Source organism: Streptomyces sp. NPDC006512 (assembly GCF_040611935.1).
GTDB lineage: Bacteria > Actinomycetota > Actinomycetes > Streptomycetales > Streptomycetaceae > Streptomyces.
On the sequence record NZ_JBEXPG010000013.1, the window covers coordinates 1 to 1,181 of the forward strand.

At 71.1% G+C, this 1,181-nt stretch carries 1 rRNA gene and 1 pseudogene; both read left to right on the forward strand.

The features are described from left to right. Positions 1 to 91 (forward strand): 5S ribosomal RNA (gene rrf / locus ABZZ17_RS11825); the annotation flags it as partial. A gap of 184 nt (positions 92 to 275) precedes the next feature. Beyond that, positions 276 to 1,181: pseudogene (locus tag ABZZ17_RS11830) on the forward strand (hypothetical protein); the annotation flags it as partial.

Below are 1,181 nucleotides of genomic sequence, written 5' to 3' on the forward strand. Positions count from 1 at the left end.
GCCCGGTTACATTCCGAACCCGGAAGCTAAGCCTTTCAGCGCCGATGGTACTGCAGGGGGGACCCTGTGGGAGAGTAGGACGCCGCCGAACAATCTTTCAAAGGACCCTTGGTCCAGCGTTCAACGCTGGACCAAGGGTCCTTTTGTTTTTTACACCTCTTTACGCCGAAGCGCGGCCATGGGTTGGTTGCGCAAGAATGACTAGCGGTACCCCGAAGACAGGAGTCACACCCATGTCCAACTCTCCCGACGATCGTCCGGAGCGCGAGCCTCGGCGCAACGACGGCGGTGACAGGGGCGGCTACCGCGGGGGCCGTGACGACCGTGGCGGTGACCGTGGTGGCTTCCGCCGCGACGACCGTGGTGGCCGTCCGACCGGTGGTGGCGGCGGTTTCCGCCGTGACGACCGTGGTGGGCGTCCCGCCGGCGGCGACCGTCCCTCCGGTGGTGGCTACCGCGGTGGCAGCGGCGACCGCCCCGCAGGTGGCGGCTACCGCGGTGGCAGCGACCGCCCGGCCGGCGGCGGCTACCGTGGCGGCGGCGACCGTCCCTCCGGTGGCGGCTTCCGCGGCGGCGACCGTCCGACCGGTGGCGGCGGCGGTTTCCGCCGTGACGACCGTGGTGGCGACCGCCCCTCGTTCCCGCGTCGCGATGACGACCGCGGTGGTTTCCGCGGCGGCCGTGACGACCGTGGTGGGGACCGTCCGTCCTACCCGCGTCGTGATGACGACCGTGGTGGCCGTCCCACGGGTGGTGGCGGCGGGTTCCGTCGTGACGACCGTGGTGGGGACCGTCCCTCGTACCCGCGTCGTGATGACGACCGTGGTGGCCGTCCGACCGGTGGTGGCGGCGGTTTCCGTCGCGATGACCGTGGTGGGGACCGTCCCTCGTACCCGCGTCGTGATGACGACCGTGGTGGCCGTCCCACGGGTGGTGGCGGCGGTTTCCGTCGTGACGACCGTGGTGGCGACCGTCCCTCGTTCCCGCGTCGCGATGACGACCGCGGTGGCCGTCCGACCGGTGGTGGCGGCGGTTTCCGTCGCGATGACCGTGGTGGCGACCGTCCGTCCTACCCGCGTCGCGATGACCGTCCGTCCTACCCGCGTCGTGACGATGACCGTGGTGGCCGTCCCACCGGTGGTGGCGACCGTCCCTCGTACCCGCGTCGCGATGACCGTGGA